General features: G+C 39.0%; 17 protein-coding genes. 16 read left to right on the forward strand and 1 reads right to left on the reverse strand.

Annotated elements, in window-relative coordinates:
* Window positions 1–13: 13 nt before the first annotated feature.
* The 15 genes from HUJ21_RS07440 (at window position 14) to HUJ21_RS07510 (ending at window position 16,250) form a co-directional block, all read left to right on the forward strand.
* Window positions 14–712, forward strand: coding sequence for an SOS response-associated peptidase (locus tag HUJ21_RS07440; protein WP_291368355.1), 699 nt, complete (start codon window positions 14–16; stop codon window positions 710–712).
* Complete coding sequence (locus HUJ21_RS07445; protein ID WP_291368357.1) at window positions 712–1,602, forward strand: MBL fold metallo-hydrolase; 891 nt, start codon at window positions 712–714, stop codon at window positions 1,600–1,602. The genes HUJ21_RS07440 and HUJ21_RS07445 overlap by 1 nt, the downstream gene beginning before the upstream one ends.
* Before the next feature lie 662 nt (window positions 1,603–2,264).
* Entirely contained in the window at window positions 2,265–4,610 is a 2,346-nt protein-coding gene (locus HUJ21_RS07450; protein ID WP_291368359.1) for a polysaccharide biosynthesis tyrosine autokinase, read from the forward strand.
* 31 nt (window positions 4,611–4,641) lie between these two features.
* Window positions 4,642–5,538: a beta-1,6-N-acetylglucosaminyltransferase gene (locus HUJ21_RS07455; RefSeq protein ID WP_291368361.1), complete on the forward strand. Its 897-nt coding sequence runs from the start codon at window positions 4,642–4,644 to the stop codon at window positions 5,536–5,538.
* A gap of 13 nt (window positions 5,539–5,551) precedes the next feature.
* Window positions 5,552–6,955 carry an oligosaccharide flippase family protein gene (locus HUJ21_RS07460; RefSeq protein WP_291368363.1) on the forward strand — a complete coding sequence of 468 codons (1,404 nt, stop codon included), beginning with the start codon at window positions 5,552–5,554 and terminating at the stop codon, window positions 6,953–6,955.
* Entirely contained in the window at window positions 6,952–8,235 is a 1,284-nt protein-coding gene (locus tag HUJ21_RS07465; protein ID WP_291368365.1) for a hypothetical protein, read from the forward strand. Before HUJ21_RS07460 ends, HUJ21_RS07465 begins: the two co-directional genes overlap by 4 nt.
* Window positions 8,232–9,257: a glycosyltransferase family A protein gene (locus HUJ21_RS07470; RefSeq protein ID WP_291368367.1), complete on the forward strand. Its 1,026-nt coding sequence runs from the start codon at window positions 8,232–8,234 to the stop codon at window positions 9,255–9,257. The genes HUJ21_RS07465 and HUJ21_RS07470 overlap by 4 nt, the downstream gene beginning before the upstream one ends.
* A 25-nt stretch (window positions 9,258–9,282) precedes the next feature.
* The gene (locus tag HUJ21_RS07475) at window positions 9,283–10,377 is read left to right on the forward strand and encodes a glycosyltransferase (RefSeq protein ID WP_291368369.1); all 1,095 of its coding nucleotides are present in this window, start codon (window positions 9,283–9,285) and stop codon (window positions 10,375–10,377) included.
* Window positions 10,378–10,388: 11 nt separating this feature from the next.
* Window positions 10,389–11,405 (forward strand): glycosyltransferase, encoded by a 1,017-nt coding sequence (locus HUJ21_RS07480; protein WP_291368371.1) that lies wholly within the window; start codon window positions 10,389–10,391, stop codon window positions 11,403–11,405.
* 53 nt (window positions 11,406–11,458) lie between these two features.
* The gene (pssD, locus tag HUJ21_RS07485; protein ID WP_291368373.1) at window positions 11,459–11,947 is read left to right on the forward strand and encodes a PssD/Cps14F family polysaccharide biosynthesis glycosyltransferase; all 489 of its coding nucleotides are present in this window, start codon (window positions 11,459–11,461) and stop codon (window positions 11,945–11,947) included.
* Window positions 11,948–11,985: 38 nt separating this feature from the next.
* Window positions 11,986–12,465 carry a PssE/Cps14G family polysaccharide biosynthesis glycosyltransferase gene (pssE, locus tag HUJ21_RS07490; RefSeq protein WP_291368375.1) on the forward strand — a complete coding sequence of 160 codons (480 nt, stop codon included), beginning with the start codon at window positions 11,986–11,988 and terminating at the stop codon, window positions 12,463–12,465.
* A gap of 48 nt (window positions 12,466–12,513) precedes the next feature.
* Entirely contained in the window at window positions 12,514–13,524 is a 1,011-nt protein-coding gene (locus tag HUJ21_RS07495) for a Gfo/Idh/MocA family oxidoreductase (protein WP_291368377.1), read from the forward strand.
* A gap of 8 nt (window positions 13,525–13,532) precedes the next feature.
* Entirely contained in the window at window positions 13,533–14,399 is an 867-nt protein-coding gene (locus HUJ21_RS07500) for a hypothetical protein (RefSeq protein WP_291368379.1), read from the forward strand.
* A 28-nt stretch (window positions 14,400–14,427) separates the two neighbouring features.
* Window positions 14,428–15,273: a polysaccharide deacetylase family protein gene (locus tag HUJ21_RS07505; RefSeq protein ID WP_291368381.1), complete on the forward strand. Its 846-nt coding sequence runs from the start codon at window positions 14,428–14,430 to the stop codon at window positions 15,271–15,273.
* Window positions 15,274–15,290: 17 nt separating this feature from the next.
* Window positions 15,291–16,250 carry a beta-1,6-N-acetylglucosaminyltransferase gene (locus HUJ21_RS07510; RefSeq protein WP_291368382.1) on the forward strand — a complete coding sequence of 320 codons (960 nt, stop codon included), beginning with the start codon at window positions 15,291–15,293 and terminating at the stop codon, window positions 16,248–16,250.
* 42 nt (window positions 16,251–16,292) lie between these two features.
* Here HUJ21_RS07510 and HUJ21_RS07515 read toward each other — a convergent pair whose 3' ends face one another.
* Window positions 16,293–18,887, reverse strand: coding sequence for a malectin domain-containing carbohydrate-binding protein (locus HUJ21_RS07515; RefSeq protein ID WP_291368383.1), 2,595 nt, complete (start codon window positions 18,885–18,887; stop codon window positions 16,293–16,295).
* Between the two features lie 433 nt (window positions 18,888–19,320).
* Here HUJ21_RS07515 and HUJ21_RS07520 point away from each other — a divergent pair.
* The coding region (locus tag HUJ21_RS07520) for a beta-ketoacyl-ACP synthase III (protein ID WP_291368385.1) at window positions 19,321–20,217 on the forward strand (897 nt) is incomplete at its 3' end.

A 20,217-nucleotide genomic window follows, 5' to 3' on the forward strand; every position in this document is an offset into this window, starting at 1 on the left:
AATCCAATTCAATATGTGTGGAAGATATTCACTTGCAAAAACGAAAATAGACCTTGAAAACAGGTTTGAGGCTGAAATGCTGGAAGCTTTTACTCCAAGATACAATATTGCTCCTTCTCAACTTGTCCCTGTGATCACTACCGAAAGCCCTAAAGGATTTTCCCATTTTTATTGGGGCATCACTCCTGCGTTTGCAAAAAACAAACCTGTAGCCAATAAGCTTATCAATGCCAGGGCGGAAACCATTACAGAAAAAGCAACGTTTAAAAATGCATTTAAAAAAAACCGGTGTCTGGTACCTGCAGATGGTTTTTATGAATGGAAAAAAATTGGCAAAAAAACAAAAGTGCCTTACCGGTTTGTCCTTCATGGGGAATCCATATTCTCCATGGCCGGCATTTGGGAAGAATATGAAACTGAGAAAGGAGAAACAGCACACACTTTTTTAGTTTTAACCACTGCTCCCAATCAACTTTCTGCAGAAATACATGACAGGATGCCAGTCATTCTCAAAAAAGAAGATGAGGCCAGATGGCTCGATGTGCGTACGCAGGAGGAGGAATTGCTTGGCATGCTTGGTCCTTATCCAGATGAAGAAATGACTAAATATACTGTATCACCCATGGTAAATCAGGTAGCCAATGACAGTGCATACGTCATTCGAAAAACCCTGCCCATGGATCAATTCGGAAATTATACCCTATTCGGATAATGTATAAAATAGAAATCCTCGATCTTCATTTTAAAGCTGAAAAGCATACCATTGCCAGTTTTTTGATTTCGCTAAACAATCACCATGTTTTGGTGGAAACCGGCCCTGAAAGCACCTGGTCCAATTTAAAAGATGGTTTAAAACGGCATGGGTTGAAACCCCGAGACATTGATGCCGTCCTGCTCACACACATTCACTTTGACCATGCCGGGGCTGCATGGAAATTGGCAGAGGCAGGGGCCGAAATATTCGTTCACCCGGTGGGGCTTCCTCACCTGGCTAGCCCTGAAAGATTGTGGCAGTCGGCAGCCAAGATTTACGGTGAGGCAAATATGGAGCAGCTCTGGGGTGAAATGAAAGGCATAGACAAAAGTAAATTGGTCCCCACCGGCCATAAGGAAACCATTCATGTCGGAGACTTGGCCTTTACTGCCCTGCATACTCCAGGACATGCCAGTCATCACATTGCCTGGCAACTGGGGCAAAGTGTTTTTACCGGGGATGTTGGAGGTGTTAAAATTAAGGATGGCCCGGTAGTACCTCCTTGCCCTCCTCCTGATATACACCTGGAAGATTGGAAAAAATCCATACAAACCATTTTAGACAGGCAGCCGGAGAAATTATACCTGACCCATTTCGGTGAGGTCAACCAGCCCGGAGAGCACTTTACTGAGCTCGCAAAAGTCCTGGACGATTGGGCTTTTTGGATGAAAGTCCACTTTGATAAGGGGACACCACTTGAGACTATTAAAACAGCGTTTATGGCCTATACTTCCAACCAAATGGAATCTTTTGGTGTAGAAAAAAAGTTGCAATCACTTTACGAATATGCCAATCCCAGTTGGATGTCTGTAAGCGGCCTGATGAGGTATTGGAAACTTAAACGTTAAAATAAACTTTATTTTTTACTATTATATATTTTTTTAATAATAATTAAATATGAAAAAATATATTTAATTAAAAAAATCTGCATTTCACAGAGTTACGAATCAATTAATTCGTTATTTTTTATATTTTTCATTAGAATATATACAAAAAAATTATCTTTTATTCAAAATAAATACTTTAGTTTTATTTACTTCTGGCCTATTTTTCCAAAATTATATAGGCAATAATTCCTTTTAATTAAAATATCTCCACGGGTATTACATGATTATCTCATCAATTCTTTAGCGCAAGGTCTTTTTGAATTATTAGAAGCCCGTAAAAACTGACAAAAATCATTTAATTATCGCCACAAAAGCTTTTAGATAAAAAAAATTGTTTTTACATTTGTAAAATTGTTTTTTAAATACATAAAAAAGTTTGTGATGAAATTTTGCCTAAACAGCAATCTTAGAAAGAGGTAAAGTTTTATTTAATTATTTAAATATTATATTTAATATATTAGAAATAATGTTTTTTAAACTAAATAGTATATTTCCATTAAAAATGGAAATTACTTTAACGGCAGGTTCTGATCTCAATCCTTCATTTGTGATTGACCTGACGAAGTTTTGACCAAACGGCAATTTGAAATTCATTTTTACAACACAGTAAATTTTATTACATCATGGACATTAAAGATTTATTGAATCAGGAAATCGACTTGAAAAAAACAAGTTCTGTTCCCCTTGAATTTTACTTTAAAAAATACCTGAGACACTGGTATTTATTTTTAGCGGGTGTATTGTTATTGTGCGGTGCAGCATTGGCCTACATTTACTACACGCCAAGCCAGTATGAAATCAACTCCACATTGATGATAAACAACAATACGGAGGCTAAGAAGGGTTTTTCAAATAACACCGTTCTGGATGATTTAGACGGATATCAGACCACCAGTAATGTTGAGAATGAAGTGGAGGTATTAACTTCAGTATCCCTGATCAAAAAGGCCCTTGAAAACCTGGACCTTTACAACACCTTCTTTGTAGCAGATGGGTTTAAGCGATATAAAGAAATATACGGGATAGAGGTCCCGGTCAGCATCAGTTACAGCAAAATAAATGATCGGCCCAAAAAATTAACCAATATGGTCGGTCTTGAAATAATAGATGACCAGTCCTTTGAATTGGAAATGGAAGAAGGCTTTAAGAGCCGGCATAATTTTGGTGATGAAATAAGCAACTTTTTTGGAGAGTTTACCATCCATCTTAAAGAAAATCAGCAGGAATTCTATCCAAAAAGCCTTTTTTTCACCTACAATGACATGCGCGAAATGGCTTTTGAATACAGAGAAAACATCAATGCAGAACCAACAAATAAGCTGTCTACTGTAATTTCCCTTAAATTTTTGGCTACAATCCCTGAAAAAGGAGAGGATTTTTTAAAAACATTAGTAGAAGTTTACAATACTGAGGCCTTAAAAAACATCAATTCCACAGCGTCCAACACGCTTGCTTTTATTGATGAACAAATGGAGAAGCTGACTACCGAACTTGCAGAAATAGAAAAAGCTGTTGAAACCTATAAAAACGAAAACTCCATTTCTGATTTGAGTGCTGAATCCCAAATATACCTGCAGAACTCCAACACCACCAAGCAGAAACTTTCCGAATACGATATCAATTTTGAAGTACTCAATAACCTTGAAGAAAATTTAACCAGCAGCAACAACCTATCCGAGATGGTTCAGGGGTCCTTATTGATAGAAGATGATGCTTTGTCTGATTTGGTTAAAAAATACAATGAGTTGCAACGCCAGCGTCAACGCCTTTTGAATGGTACTACTTCAGACAATCCTTTGGTGAAAAACCTGGATGAGCAGCTTTTTAGCCTTCGATCAAATCTGTTAGAAAATATTCAAAGCAGTAAAAAAAGCCTCCAGGTCGCCAAAAAAAGCCTTCAGGAAAATGCCTTGGCAATAGAAGAACGAGCCAATCGGGTTCCTCAAATTGAACGGGAACTTTTAAACATAACAAGACAACAATCCATTAAACAGGAAAACTACCAGTATTTAATGAAAAAAAGGGAAGAGTCCATTCTTTCCCTTGCCGCCACATCCGTATCCAATGCCCGTGTCATAGACCCACCAATTGCCGGCCTGTATCCTGCCAGACCTATGAAAAAGTTAATCATGGTTTTTGCATTTATTCTGGGATTAGGGATACCGTTTGGATTGATTTTCGTCAAAGATTACTATTTCGGAAAGATCGGTCAAAAAAATGAGGTGGAGGCAATGAGTCAGGTTCCAATTATGGGTGAAATATCTCATGAAAAAAGAAAAAACCTGTATCTCGGAACTCCGCATCACAAATCCCTTATAGGAGAACAAATAAACCTGATTTGGACAAATATGAAATTTGCGTCCATGAAAAAAACAAATCAGGTAATTCTAACCACCTCCAGCATTGGAGGGGAGGGAAAAACCTTTTTCAGCATTAACCTTGCCAGGACTATCGGACTCTCCGGAAAGAAAACAGTGATTTTGGAATTTGATCTCAGAAAACCTTCAGTTTTAAAGCAACTTGGTATTAAAACAAACAAACCCGGAATCAGCGAATACCTATCGAGTGAAAACTATATTACAAGCGATATACTTACACTTTCTGAAGAAAATCCAAACATTTTCCTGATCGGAGCTGGTAAATTACCAGATAATCCACTTCAAATCATGAACAGTCCCCGGCTAGAGGGGCTATTTGTCGAATTAAGGAGTAAATTCGATCATATCATTATTGATAGCGCCCCTATTGGATTGGTTGCTGATGCATTTTACCTCTCTGCTTTCGCAGATATGGTGGCCTACGTCGTCAGGTACTATTACACCAAACCCAACCATCTCAAATTAATCAATGAAATTGCTCAAAATGAAAAGTTTCCGAATCCGGTATTGGTATTGAATGATGCTAAATCCGAACACAGTTATGGATATAAATATGGATATTATTATGATTTAAAATCAGCGAAAATTTAAACATAACTATCATTAATAATTTTTTCAATAAATGATGAAACACGCAATCCTATTTTTGGCCTATAAAAATGTTGACCATTTGGTGGAATACATTAATCTTCTGGATGACGATTTTTTGTTCTACATACACCTGGACAAGAAAAGTAAATTAAAAAAAAATGCTGTAGAAAAGCTTTCACGACAAAAAAATGTGGTAATCATAAGCCGGAAATATGCGGTGAATTGGGGCGGATTGAACCTGCTAAAAGCTTTACTCCTTTTGGCCAAAGAAGCCGTGAAAAATAAAGAAATCGGCTACCTCCATAGCATGAGTGGTCAGGACTTTCCAATTAAGAGTAGCCAGGAAATTAAGGATTTCTACGAAAAACATAATGGAAAGCAGTTTATGGAGCATTTCGCTTTGCCTTCATCCCGATGGGCAGGGGGAGGGTTAAACAGGCTAAATTATTATAACCCTTATGATCTCTTTAATCGCAAAACCAAATCAGGTGCGAAATTAATCAGTGCTTGCCTAAAAATCCAAAAATTCTTCCATATTAAAAGAAAACCCTTTATTGCTTTTCCAAAGCTATATGGAGGATCTGTATGGTGGTCGCTCAGCAGTGACTGTGTCAGGTATGTCCTTGACCAGTTGGCTGCTGATCCGGGTATTTTGAAGCGATTGCATTACACCTTGTGTCCGGAAGAAATGCTGTTCCAGACCATACTCATGAATTCCCGCTTTGAACCCTCCATAACAGGCAATACGATGACCATGATTCTTTGGGAACATCGAAATGGAAACAGTCCTGCTACCCTGGATAAATCTGATTTTCCGAAATTAAAAACATCAGCCAAATTATTTGCCCGAAGATTTGATTATCCCGCTTCGCATGAACTGGTGAAACTTATAAAAAAGGAAGTATCATCTCAAAAAAAGGCATCTTAAAAAGGTTTTTACTGTGATAAAGAAAATTTTTCAAAATAAAGTTTTTCAGAATTTTTCTTACCTGACTTTTGGTAGTATCCTGTCCCAAGTGATTGGTTTACTAACGGTATTGAAAATCACCAAAATTCTTCACCCCGACGATTACGGATTGTATACCTTCCTGATCGCTCAGGGTACCCTCCTGTTGACAATAGGAGATTTAGGTATTCGGAATATCGTCATCAGGAGCATCGCAAGAGATCCTTATCGTTCAAAAGACCTCATTTATAATGGAGCAATATTAAGAACGCTTGCACTTTTGGTATTGGCGGCAATTTACCTGTTATATAACCAACTGTTAGGTAACCTGCATGGACAGGAATTACTTTTCGTGCTTTTATTTGCATTGGTTTCCTGTTTCGGGAAATTATTTGAAACAGCATTTCTCGGACATCAAAAAATGCTTCCACCGTCCGTAATCAATCTTGCTTTCAGTTTCATATGGTTTCTATTGATATTTTCTCTACCGGGATATTATATGGATGTACCCTTTCTCTTTTATTCTTTCCTGGCCTTAAACGTGATTAAAAATTTGGTTTTTCAGATTACTTTGCACAAGCAAGGGCTTATTATGGGAAAAATGAAGGGGTTTGTTTCTTCCTCCTATTCACTGCTGAAAGAAAGCTGGCCCTATTTGGCCCTGGTCCTGGTCATGCTTCCCTACACCAAATTCACCAACAATTTTCTTGATATCAATTCAACCCGGGAGGAAATTGGTTATTTCAACCTCTCTGAAAGGTTAACGGGACCGATTTCATTTGTATTGGATTTTGGTCTGGTGGCCATCTTCCCAAACTTATCTGCCCTCTGGGTATCCAATAAGTCCAAATTCAAAAATTTTGTAAGTCTCGGTTTTAAATATTACATGCTCCTGGGCATGTTGCTCTGTTTCCTGTTCACGCTATTTGCAAAAGAATTGTTTGGGATCATATTCCCGGAAAGTTACCTTCCTGCTGTTGTGGTCTGTCAGTTACAGGTTTGGTATTTATTCCTTACTTCGGTAGACAGCCTGATAGGAACCATCTTTGGTGCCACCAACAACGAGAAAAAAATCCTACGCCTGGGCATTGTCAATTCGCTGTTTTCCACTCCCATACTGTTCATAAGTAGTCAATATGGTGCTTTGGGACTTGCATCAGGCATGGTGTTTTCCTTTTCCATATTTCAATTTTATCTCTGGTATGTGTTCCGCAAAACCTTACACTTCAAAATTGAGGATAAGGGTCTCATGTGGGTATCGGCGGCAGTACTGTTTGGTTTATCCTATTTTGTTGCGGGCAATATTTCCTTATCCTATAAACTGCTCGTTGGTGCCCTGGTTCTGATCCTTACCGGCATGTACTTTTTCAGAAATTACACTTTGGCTAAATCGATATGAAAGACAAATTACCCATAGTATTTCTTGTACTCCTGGTAATCATCAGCCTGAATTTTTTTGATGCCAAGTTCATAAATCCAAAAATGGTGAATTACCTGGAATTTCTGGCTGTGCTGGGGACTGTCCTGGTTTCAAGTATATATATGTTTGACCGAAAGGATGGCTTTGTCCTGCCTGTACAGTTGATTTCATTTTCAATTATTTTTTCTATGGTAATGGCCCTTTTTTCATGGGGGCAGGGACTTAAAGACAGCTTATTGGAAACTTCCCAATATATGCTATGGCCATTGTTTTTCTTATTACTTCACCTGAAAATCCCCCTACGTACCCTTGAAAAAATAATTCTCGGATACGGCTTACTATATGTTTTACTGTATTTTTTTCAATATGCCAATGCCCATACCGTATTCTTTGGAAAACCCATTTCAGGAGAGGAATTTTCCGAGCAAAGAGGAGCTATTCGTATCATTTTTCCTGGAGCGGGTATGTTTATTCTATCCATATTTATTGCCATCACCAAAATCACTCAAAATGACCGAAATAAATGGCTGTATCTGGGATTCGCAATTTTGGGATTAATTGTCCCGGTAATGCAGGTGACCCGACAATTCATTGCAGGAGTATTTCTGATTTATTTCTATCATTTCTTCAAAAGTCAGTCTTTGCTCAAAAAATCCCTTATCCTGGGTGTATTTGCCGGAGGATTAATCCTTCTGGTCAATGCAGACATACCCATGATCAAAGGGGTCATTGAAGTGCAGCAAAGGGATTCGAAATTGGGAAAAGATTACATTAGGGTTCAAGCCGGTGAATATTTTCTCACCGATTTTTCACCAAATACGTTAAGCCAGATCTTTGGGAACGGAGCACCAAACTGGGGAATATCCGCTTATGGCAAATTCATGGAAAGACTCAGCAACACTCATGAATATTTTCTGTCTGATGTAGGTATAATTGCGGTTTATGCCATGTTTGGTGTTTTTGCCATTTTGGGATTCGTACTGATGTGGTACAAAAGTTTTGTCTTGCCTGTGTCCGGAGAATATGTATATGTAAAATATTATTTATGGTACTTGTTGTTTACCAGTTTCACCTGGTATTCGGTTTACCATTATCATTATCTCATCGCTACAATTTTTGCCCTTTACATCTATCACCGCTCAAGTATGGAGGAAAAGAAAAAGGAAATAATCTGGCAACTGATGAAAAAAACTTACGCTGCGGGAGAAAAGAATAAGCAAAATTCATCTATCCTGAAAGAAAAGCTTGTTGACCTATGAAAGATATAAAATTATCAGTGGTCATGCCTGTTTACAATGGTGAAAAGCATCTGCAAGAAGCCATTGACAGTGTGCTGAATCAGACTTTTGCTGCATTTGAACTGATTATCATCGATGACGGCTCAGAGGATGGCTCCCGGGAAATTATCCTTGGACTTACCGATCCCAGGGTACGATTTCTCGATAATGGCACAAACAAGGGTATTTCCTTTACCCGTAACAAAGGACTGCAAGAAGCTAGAGGAGAATTTCTGGCCTGGATGGATTGTGATGATCTCATAGCAGTGGATAGGTTTGAAAAACAGTTGGACTTCATGGATACTCATCCTCAGATCGGCATTTGTGGTTCCTGGCTAACCAGATTTGATGAAAAAAAATCCGAAGTTTCCAGGTCTCCAACAGATCATCAACAGATCAAAGCCTTGTTGTTGTTCAAACCCGCCATTTGGAATGCAACAGCCATGTATCGCCTGGATTGGGTTAAAAAAGCAGGGCTCACATTTGATAGCCGACTCACCGTAGCCGAGGACTACGATTTTTATTGGGAAGCCTGTAGGAAGTTTCCGGTAGCCAATATCCCGGAACCCTTGTATTATTACCGCGACTCGGACTCCAGCATTATGAAAAGTTTTGAGGGCGCAGAAGAACGAAGTTTTGCCATCCATAAACTGATTTATGAGAAATCGCTGCGTGAGCTGGATATTGATCCCACTGAGGACCAACTTCGCCTGCATCGGAAAATCGGATCTACCCATCTGTTTCAAACTTACCGGTCATACAAGGCAGCTTTTGATTGGCTGATTTTTCTTCAAGAGAAAAACGAGGTCAGGAAAATATATGATTCAGCGGCTTTTGCCAAAATCCTGGGCAGTATCTTTTTCTTCCTCAGCAAAAAATCTTCCCAAATAGGTTTACCTGTTTTTTTTTACTACTTGAAGGAAACCAAAAAATTTTATCCTGCAGACCTGTATCTAACTACAAAATTGCTGGTAAGATGCATTATCAAATACCGGCGTTTTTAATCTAAAATTTTTACAGCAAACTGATATGAAAAATTTACTGATTGTCACCAAGTCCCAATACGGTTATCATATAGACCCATATAAATTTGGGTATTACCTGAAAGATGACTTTAGAATCACACACTTGAGTTGGGATTTTGGTTTGCCAAAAATCAAAGTACCTGGTATTCAAACCAAATACATTTCCCGGAAAGGTAACAAACTGATGCGGTTGTATCAATTTCTAAAACAAATCAATAGGGAAATCAGGTCCGGCAATTATGACCTGATATTTCTGGTGTATTTTCCCGGATGTACCTTTTTACGCTGGCAAAACCCAAAACAGACCTTTAATCTGGATATAAGAACCGCCACTGATACTGATCAGCCCCTGATTAACCTGATAAAGGACAAACTTTTGAAGTGGGAGGCAGTCAGGTTTCCTCACCTTACGATTCTGAGCCATGGGTTGGCCAATAAACTGGGGTTTAAAAAGTACCATTACCTTCCCTTAGGTGGAGAAAAATTCTGCTCTGGAAATAAATCTTTTGACAAGGCGAATTTATTGTATGTAGGGACACTGGAAAATAGAAACCTCATGGTATTTATTCGGGGCCTGCATCGGTACATGGATGCTGCCAAACCGGACCATCCTCCCATTTCATTAACCATTGTTGGTGACGGACCGGGAAATGAGCGTGCAGAAATTGAGAATTATATACAGTCACAAGGATTGGAAAAAGTTGTGCGGACTAAAGGGTATGTACACAATGACCAGTTATACGAGTATTTTGAAGCAGCTACCGTAGGCATTTCATACGTTCCGATTACCCCCTATTATACGCATCAACCACCCACCAAGACCTACGAGTATTTACTGTCTGGCCTGCCTGTACTGGCCACTGCGACCATTGAAAATGCCAAAATCATCTCAGATGCTTGCGGAGAACTCATTCAGGACAACGAAGAATCCGTTGCCAGGGGACTGGAAACACTGGTACACAGATTAAATGAGTTTGACTCAGCAAAAATAAGCCAGGTATGCAGGGATTATTCCTGGCAACACATTGCCAGAAATAATCTGGCCCCATACCTGGAATCACTTACACTATCTCATCACCTATCCTTTCAGCTCGGTTAAAGATTTTTACCATGGCAAATAAAACAATAAAATCTCTTTACGTGACCAATATGTACCCAACTGCAGCTCATCCGGTAGACGGGATATTCATTAAAGAACAAATTCAGGATTTATCCGAAATAATACCGCTTCAGGCCGAGGTTGCATTGATTGATTCTGTGTATCAGGGGAAAAAGGAATACCTAAAATCCATCTTTTCCATTCCAAGAATCATTCAATCCAAATCCATTGATCTTATCCACATCCATTATGGCTTATCTGGTTTATTCCTTCTTTTCTTCAAACCGCGGCAAAAAGTATTCCTGACACTTCACGGAAGCGATATCCAAAAAAGGGAAAAAAATGGATGGCAGGTTTGGTTAACAAAAAAAATACTGCCTAAAGCAGATCTGATTTTTGTACAAAATGAAGCCATGAAAAATCTGGTGCTTCCCTATAACCAAAAGGTAGAGATTGTAACCTGCGGGGTGGATACAGCATTCTTCAAACCCGAACTTCCCGCCGTACCAAAAGGTAATTCAAAATTGATTTTATTCCCTAGTAGTCCTTCCAGAGAGGTAAAGGATTATCCGCTTTTTAACCGGGTGATTGAGCTGGTCAAAAAACAATTATCCCATCAGATAAATATTGCTTGCATCGATAACTTAAGTCGGGTCGAAGTACGATCACTTTTAAATAGGGCAGACTGCCTACTCCTGACTTCAAAAACAGAAGGATCCCCTCAGGTAGTGAAAGAGGCGCTTTGTTGTAACCTTCCAGTGGTAGCAGTACCGGTAGGTGACGTAAAGGAATTAATGGAAGGTGTTCCCAATTGCCGGGTAGCTTCTTCACGTGAAGTAGGGGAGTTAGCAGATCTGTTGATCAAAACGCTTCTGGAAGAGCGTGGGATGATCCGGGAAACCTTTTTGGTAAAGACAAAATATCATCACCAAGCGATTGCCAACAACCTGGCAAAGCACTATCTGCAGGCTTGGGGTAAGCCAAACACAAAACCTCAGGCATTTAAACCTGCAGAACCCGTCTCCTAAATAGGACTGTAATATTAAAAAAAAATTAAGGCTAAAGTAGCAGTAATCTCAATATGGAAAATCCAGAAAAAAAGAAAAAAATCATTCTGATTTGCTCGGATGGGGGGCATTTGGCCCAAATTATGGAATTAAAGGAATGGTTCATCAAATACGATTATCTGATTGTTACGGAGAAAGCTCCTTCCACCCTATCCTATTCCAACCAATTTAATATAAAATTTCTCAGGGGGAGACCAAAAGGAAAAAAGAGAAATCTCAATTTCTTTGTTCATTTAGTGGTGAACTTTTTCCTAACTCTTAAAATACTTATTGGACATTTTCCAAAAGCCATCATCACTACCGGTAGCCATACGGCTGTACCCATGTGTTTGATTGGGAAATCCCTTGGTGTAAAAGTCGTATGGATTTTATCCTATGCAAGAATTAAATCAAGGGCAGCTTCCGCTGATTTGATATATCCCATTGCAGATAAATTTATTATACAATGGCCCGAACCTCAGAAATTCTATAAAAAAGCAATTTACCTGGGTGGGATCTACTAGCATTCATTGATTCTTTTTCATTTACTATTAACAAAATTATGATTCTTGTACTATTAGGAACTTTTCCAACTCAATTTGAACGGCCATTGGTGGCGATTGATAGCCTTTGCCGGGAAGGAATTATCCGGGAAAAGGTTATTGTTCAGAACGGTTTTACCGAATTCCCATCCCAATACCTTTCCTACAAACCTTTTCTTCCGGTGGAGGAACTGGATCAATTATATAAGGAGGCCCGCATCATCATTTCTCATGCGGGATCAGGATCCTTATTAAAAGGACTGAAAATGGGTAAAAAAATCATTGCTATTCCTCGCATGCCGAAATACGGAGAAGTGGTAGATGAGCACCAAATGGAAATCTTAAGTGAATTTGAAAAGGAAAATTATCTATTGGGATGGAGGGAATCGGATGATTTAAAGGAGCTACTCCTCCGGATCAATAAATTTGAACCACAGCCCTTCGTCTCTAAAAAGCAAAATATCATTGACTTTTTGGACAGCTACATAAATGCGCTATGAAATATTGATGTAAGTAAGTTGAAATAAATTAATAAAAAAATCAAAATAATGATAAGAATAGGAATAATAGGCTTAGGTAAAATGGGCATCTCCCATTGTGCCATTCTGGGAGCTCATCCGGATGTAAACCTGGTAGCTGTATGTGACAGCTCCTCATTCGTGATTGATGCATTTAAGAAGCATACCCGGTTCCAGTGCTTTACAGATTACCGAAAGATGATAACTGAAATGGGCCTGCATGCTATTGTGATTGCCTCTCCTACCAAATTTCATACGGAGATGGTGCATTTTGCCCTGGATAATTCCCTGCATGTCTTTTGTGAAAAACCTTTTGTGCTAAAAGCTGAAGATGCCGAAATATTGGCAGAAAAGGCCGAAAAGAAAAAACTAGTCAATCAGGTGGGCTACCATAACCGCTTCCTGGGTACGTTTAATGAGGTAAAAATATTGTTACAAATGAACGCTCTGGGAGAGCTATACCACTTTAATGGCGAATCTTACGGCCCTGTGGTATTGCGGGAAAAAGGGAATACCTGGAGATCCCAAAAAGGTCAGGGAGGAGGATGCCTGTATGACTATGCCTCGCATACGATTGACCTGATACATTTTCTGCTGGACAAACCCAAGGATGTTTCGGGCACCCAGTTAAAGCATATCTTTTCCAATGATGTGGAAGATGCAGTTTATTCCAGCATTACGCTCCAAAATGGACTCAGTGGCCAACTATCGGTAAACTGGAGCGACGAGACACATCGGAAAATGAATACCCAAATAACCATTCTGGGTAAAAAGGGAAAAATTATCGCAGATGCTACAGAGGTGAAAATCTTTTTGAAAGAGAGCAACGAGCTTTTAGGCTTATCTAAAGGTTGGACAGTTAAATACCTAACCGAACTGACAGCGAATGTAGACTATTACCTGCGGGGTGAGGAGTATTCCGCCCAAATCGATCATTTTATTAAATGTATTAAACATTCTGAAACGAACAATAAAAGTTCGTTTAGAAGTGCATCCTATACCGACCAACTTATTTCTAAATTAATTACAGACAGTAAATAACAAAAACCATGGAAAGAGTATTATTCGGTGATAACCAGTTTTTTGGCGTTAACCACAGTTCAGATGAAAAAGCAAGGGCTCAAACCATGCGCTTTCAACAAGACGATGCAATCATGGCGGTTTTAGACAGCGCCATTGAGGAGGGTATCAATACGTTTATGTGTACAACACATGATCGGGTTGGTGAAATTTGCAATAGGATCAGAGGAAATGAGAAGTACAAAGATTTCAAAGTATACCCCTGTATGCCTTATGCACACAAATATGCCAATGCCGTAACAGAGTTGGGGTATTTGGGGACCATCAAACAATTTGTCCCAGGAAATATCTTCAGTACTTTTGCCAAAGGGGGGCTGGCATTTATGAAAAAAGACTTCAGTGAGCTGGCAAAGCTGATGATCGATGCCGAAATGAAAATGTTTCATGGAGTCAATACCCCAGTGATATGGGTACAAAATGTGATTACCGATTTGCTCCTTGGCCTTGGCATGACCGACTTCCTGGTTACCTTTTACAAGCACATCAAGGAAAAGTACCATGCAGAGCCCGGATTCATCACCATGAATTTACCTTTATTATTGGATACTCTGGAGAAGGCAGGAATTGAAAATCCAACCGTTTGTGCTTCCATCAACAAAATAGGTTTTAGGATGTCCGGGGGAATCAAAAAATATGAAGAAGTGATTGCACAAAAAAGATGCAGGTTGGTAGCCATGCAGGTATTGGCAGCCGGAGCCCTAGCTCCCAAAGAAGCCTTTGAATATGTTTGTTCCCTGGATGGCGTTGAATCTATTCTGTTTGGGGCATCTTCAAGGTCCAATATCCACCAATCAAAATCAATCATTGACCGATGTTCTATTTTGGTTCATGGATAGATTTCAGGATTGACAAGTTTATACTTTTATGAAAAAAATTGTTTTCGCCCTGCTCAGGTATTCCGGCCTTCCAGTATTTTTCAGGGAGGTTATTCAGAGAAATAAAATTTCAGTTTTGGTTTTCCACGACATAGACCCTGAAACTGCAGAAAGGTCTTTTGCCTATCTTTCAAAACATTATAATTTCATTTCTCTGGATGAGATGATAACTGCCATCCAAAAAAAAGACCCAGGCAAAATCCCCAAAAAAGCCATGGTTGTAACTTTTGACGACGGACATGTAAAAAACCATGATTTACTTCCTGTATTAAAAAAATACCAGGTACCGGTAACCATATTTCTTTGTTCAGGAATCGTAGATACTGGTAAACATTTTTGGTTTTTGGAAAAAATGGATAAAAAAACGCTCCGGCACCTAAAACGGATTCCCAATGAAGACCGTATTTCATTATTGCAGGCAAGGGGGTTCCATTCTGAAGAAGAGCATCACGATGTACAAGCATTGTCTTTAAATCAGATAGCAGAAATGACCCCCTGGGCTTCCATGCAATCCCATACAGTTTCTCACCCTATTCTCAGTAACTGTAAGGATGGAGAATCGAAGTGGGAAATTACCGAATCGAAAATAGCTTTGGAAAAAAAACTGAAAAATCCGATAAATGCCATTGCGTATCCAAATGGAAATTTTACTAAAAGAGAGATAAATTTTGCCAAAGAGGCAGGCTACCTATGCGGGTTAACCGTAAATCCAGGTTTCAATTCCATTCAAAGTGATCCTTTCAAACTAAGAAGACTGGATCCAAATGATACCCAAAACATCAATGAACTAATTGTTAAATCCTCTGGAATCCAGTCCTTGCTTCGTTTGTTTTAGTTTTTGACAGCAAATCAATGACCATTCATTATTTAATTCTTGCGCATACCAATCCCCTTCAGGTTAAAAAATTGGTGGCAGCCTTAAATCAAGAGCATACCAGGTTTTATGTACATGTAGACTTAAAATCCACCATTTCCCCATTTAAAGATGCTTTAAGAAAATTTTCCAATCTTTACTTACTGACTGAGGGTCAGCGAGAATCCTGCAATTGGGGAGGAATGGGTATTGTCAATGCCACATTAACCATGCTCAAGCTTGTAGAAAAAAGTGGTAAGGAAGGCTATGTTGTCCTTTTGAGTGGACAAGATTACCCTGTTAAATCAAGGGATTACATTGCAACCTATTTTAAAAATAACTTTGGGAATGATTTTATCTCCTGTTTTCCCATTCCTGCCACCCAGTGGTCCAAAGGAGGAATGGATCGGATAAATCGATACAAAATAGATTTATCTGAAAAAAAAGGAGATTATGTGCAGCTACCATCAATAAACTCCAAGGAGTTTTACCGCTTTGAATGTCTGAAAAAGCTTGTGAAGGTAGTCGCAAGAAAAAAAATCAAAGAATTGCCTGTTTTGTTGCATAAGAAAAGCTTTCCTTCATATTTGAAACCATTTGGTGGAGATACCTGGTGGGCTTTGAAAACAGAAACCATTTCCAAAATTCTGGTGTATATCCAGTATCATAGCGACTTGCTTACTTTTATGGCTTATTCCAATCTACCTGATGAAATGTTGTTTCAAAGTTTGGTACTCGAAATCAATAAAGATAATTCAGACAATATCAAAAACTCACTGACTTATGCAAATTGGTCTGGTGGGGATGAACCCTCTCCTCAAACGTTTTCTACTAAAGATATTCCACGCCTAAAAGACCTTTCTCCAGATATTTTGTTTGCCCGAAAATTTGATATTAACCCCAACCCGGAGCTTTTAGACAGGATTGAGGAGGAAGTCTGGACCAGGCCGGTCAAATAAAATGGGGCCAATTAACCCATTCAATTGGCCCCATTTCTTGATTTAAGATAGGATCATAAATCGCAACCTTTCAACCGAATTGTCCTTTTTCATAACACTGATAAGGTAAATGCCCTCCTTAAATCCATTCAGAGGTATGAGATAGCGGTCGTTTTCTCTTTGAAGATTCAACGGATCAAACTGGAACAAAAGATTTCCCAGGCTATCGTGGATCAAAAATTGCTGAAAATTCTCAGCATCTCCTTCCAGGTAAATCTGGTCAACGGCTGGATTTGGATAAAGGGATATTAAAACTTCAGATTCCTTGCTATTTATACCCTCATTCAATTGACCGGAATTAAACTCAGTTTGGCCCATTCGGAGATTGGAACTGGTAGAGCTAATCTTACCTGAGATTGCCAAACCGGATATCGTTGCCCTGTTGGCAGAAGCCTGTAATTTAAGTTCCAAAATACCATCATTAACTTCCACTTCCTCAAAAACCAATTCCAGGGGCTGGTTATTATTTTCTAAAAAAAGGTCTAAATTGTTCTTTACTACTTTACCTTCCAGAGAAATGCTAAATACCCTATTCCCTGCACTTGCTCTTGGACCTCTTTTTCCATACCAAAGTTCATTGTGATAGGTTTTGACTTCATAAGTCCCGTTCGGTACGGGAATTTTATAGATTAGATTGAGTCCATGTCTTTCTGTTTGAAATAAAACATCCTTGCTGGCATTGACCTCAGCATAAATGGTAGTCGAATTGAAAAAGTCAAAAGAACCTATTTCTGCTTCAAATTCATTATTTCCAAAGACTGTAGATTCACCTGCACCAGTGTTTAATGCCATTTGAAAATCGTTTTTGACAAGCCCTGGTTTTCCATTTTGCCCCTCCTGAGGGAAAATCGATAAACCTGAAAGTGTTGCTCTATTTTTGGTAGCAAGCATTCGGATGTCCAAATACCCATCAACCACCTCTATGTTTTCAAAAATAAGCTGCGTGGGTTCATTATTATTTTCTCTGAAAAGGTCAAAATTCTCTTTTAAAAGCTCTTCTTCCAATTGAATGGAAAATACCCTTCTACCGGCAATTGCTGAAGGACCATTTTTACCAAACCAGAGCTCATTATGGTACGTGACTACAGTATATATTCCATTATCTAAGGGAACCTTTAATCTGAGATCGGGTGAGTTCCTTTCCTGTTGGTAAAGTTTTGTTCCACTAGCGTTAATATTTCTAAATGTATAGGATGTTCCAAAAATTATTTCTGACCCGGGGTCAGACATAAATTCAGCCTCTTTAAAAATTACATTCTCATTACTCCCAAAACTATAGTTGAATCCAGGGCCTGAGGGAAGTTGCGTGATTTCATCAGGAGCAACCTCCGGTTCTTCTGTAATTTCCTCTTCCTTTGCCAGTACAATAAGTCTTATTTCCTCAGATTCATTAACAGAACCTTGCGAATCCCAAACTTTTGCTTTAACCTGATAAGTACCTTCTGAGAGGTTAGACAAGGTATAATCATGAGGTACGGCATCGGAAGCACCCAACAATGAACCATTGCTAAAAAACTCCACCTGAGCGATTTCAAGGCTCGGGTCGGTTGATACCTCCGTTTCAATTTTAACCGTCTCGCCTTCTGTAATGGTGAATTCATTTTGTGGTTCAATGATAGATACTTCAGGTTCTACCAGTGGAACGGGTTCCTTTTCCACATTTGGGGTACCCGGAAGATGAATAGAAAGATCGTCAATGTAAATATTTGTGAGGTTTGGATAGGTTTTATCAGCATATGCATTAATACTAAACATATTTTGATCCACTTCGGGTCGTAGGGTATTTCTGAATTTCGTATCTATAATCAATATATCATCCTGCCAAACAAGTATCCGACCTTTATCACCCCTGTCCTGAATGATGCGCATTTGAATTTTAACCCACTTCCTAACAGGTAGGTCAATTCCTGCCGGGGCTTTCCAAATTACATCAGGGTTACTTCCCCAAAATTTTTGCAGGTCGGCCAGACTTAAAAAGTTTGCTCCGCCACTCCCAGCTCCGCCACGAACATCCAGGCCAAGGACAAAATGAGGATGATTGATTTGGTCCGGACCTGTACCCGCACCTCCGGGAGCAAACTTTACACCTTTCGTTTGAATCAGGTTAAACCAATTGTTATTCCGGTCAAAATCGATTCGATTTGGGAAGTAAAAATATTGGGTAAAAATTAAATCTTTGTGGTCGGCAATCTCTGACCACCGGTAATTTCTTGTACCATGACTTCCACCATTTGTGGTATTTATGGACATTTTCAAGGAATGACTTCCCGACCTGGCGGCTTCGGAACTTACAGAGCTATTTCCGCTACTGCTATTAAATTCTCCCCCACCACCATTTTGAAACCATTCCTCCTGTGTGCCATTTTCATGTCCGGCACTCCATAATTTTTCTCCCAGGACATTCGTTGGAACGGTATCTTGATTTAAATAAAAAAAACTATGATTAATACCATAATTAAATTTATTTACTTTATTAATATTACTACCAATTGACATAGTAGTAAAAAATAATAAAAAAGCGCATCCAAGCACTCCTTTTTTTAATCCCATCCGGGTAGCTGTACAATCATTTGCTGTTTTATTCATTTCTGTTTTCATTTGATTAGGTAATATTTAATTCATAAAAAGGGAATTGATTTATTGTTTTTTGTTTTTTGATTTTACCAATAAAGCATTATGTATTTGATATACAACAATATTTTTTTCTGATAATTACGGTGTTTTTTAAAATAAACAAAATTTTATTTTATAAAGCAATTACATGAAGACAAAATATTTTTGCCTTGTCCATTATTTTTTTTAGTATTTCGAGAAAAAGTTTCGAAATACTTTTTTTGAGAAATGAACCTCAAAAAAATAGATTATAATTAATCTATTATTAATAATATTTTTAGTAGATATAATTTTGGACCAAATTAGCCTCAGGGTGAATTAAGCTGTTTGGTTACGCACAATTAGTCATAATTAATGCCAAAATTGATTTCTCGATTTAAAATGACATATTTGTTCCTTTATAAGTAGCCATGCAATAATGAAAAATTCTATTATCTCCGGTGCCGGCCATTACTTGCCGGACCGAATTGTTACCAACGAGGAGCTTTCTTCACTGATGAATACCAACGATGCCTGGATCGTGGAGCGAACAGGGATAAGGGAAAGAAGGTGGTTTACCCCAGGAAAGGATACCGTTACCAGCATGGCCAGGGCCGCTTCCGAAATGGCCATAAAAAATGCAGGCCTCAATAACAAAGAAATAGATTTTATCATCTTCGCTACCATTACCCCGGATTATTTCATACCCGGCAATGGCGTATTGCTACAGAGGGAATTGGGTTTACAGGGAATTGGCGCACTCGATATCCGGAATGCCTGTTCGGGATTCGTTTATGCATTGTCCGTTGCAGACCAATTCATCAAATCAGGTATGTACCAAAATATACTGGTAGTGGGTGCTGAAATCCAATCCTCCGCACTGGACAAAAGTGATGAGGGGCGTTCAAGTGCCGTGATATTCGCGGACGGTGCCGGTGCAGTAGTGCTTCAGGCCAGCAATGAACCTCATAAAGGGATACTTTCCACACATTTGCATGCAGACGGGGACCATGCTGAAGAACTATATGTGAAAGATCCCGGAAGCAGCAGAAAAGTCAGGGTTTCACAAGAACTGATTGATAGCGGGTCTTTTAACCTGCAGATGAATGGCAATGCGGTTTTCAAACATGCGGTGATCAGGTTTTACGAGGTAATTCAGGAAGCCCTGGATGCTAATAATTTAAATACCAAAGATTTGGACCTGCTGATCCCCCACCAGGCAAACCTGAGAATCAGCCAATACATCCAGGAAAAACTGGGCCTTGAAGAGAATCAGGTCTTTAACAATATCATGAACTATGGAAACACAACTACAGCTACACTTCACATCGCCATT

This window comes from Cyclobacterium sp. (genome assembly GCF_014762705.1).
Lineage (GTDB): Bacteria > Bacteroidota > Bacteroidia > Cytophagales > Cyclobacteriaceae > Cyclobacterium.